Source organism: Flavobacterium sp. CF136 (assembly GCF_000282055.1).
GTDB lineage: Bacteria > Bacteroidota > Bacteroidia > Flavobacteriales > Flavobacteriaceae > Flavobacterium.
In genome coordinates, this window is record NZ_AKJZ01000037.1 from 1 (window position 1) to 625 (window position 625).

General features: G+C 41.0%; 1 pseudogene. It reads right to left on the bottom strand.

From position 1 onward, the window contains the following. A pseudogene (locus PMI10_RS12050) lies at positions 1-625 on the bottom strand (hypothetical protein); the annotation flags it as partial.

Below are 625 nucleotides of genomic sequence, written 5' to 3' on the forward strand. Positions count from 1 at the left end.
TTTTTCATCGGTGCAGAATTTCGCTTGTAGATAATTTTCCCGGTGTTTGTTGCATTATTATTTATTTGTACCAAACTCGCGTTGTTCTCGAAAATCAAATTATAATCGGTAGCAACTGTAATTCCGTTTGTTATTGTCAAAGTTATTCCTGAAGGTACCGTAGCCACCCCACTACTATTGTTGATAGTCAAGGCACAGGCACTCAAATCTGCCGTAAAAGGAGAATTAGGTGTTACTGATACGATTATAGCATTCTTCGTTGCATCGGGTGTACCATTGCTCCATGCAATTCCATTCCAGGTAGTACTGGAAGCATCTGTTATAGGTACTGCTGCTGTTGCTGAAGATGGACATCCACTGGCATTGGTTACGGTAAAAGTATAACTGCCCACAGCTAACCCAAGAACTGTATAACTACTGGTATTACTGCTGTAACTTGTTATTGCCGTTCCCGATTGATTAATCGTCCAGCTGCCACTTGGCAAACCATTTAAAACTATACTGCCTCCCGCAGAACAACTAACATTTGTTATCGTACCAACTGTAGGAACCGAAGGGGTTTGATTTATTGTTATCGCTACTGCATTACTATTTGTCGTACCACAACCGTTGGTAGCGTAATATC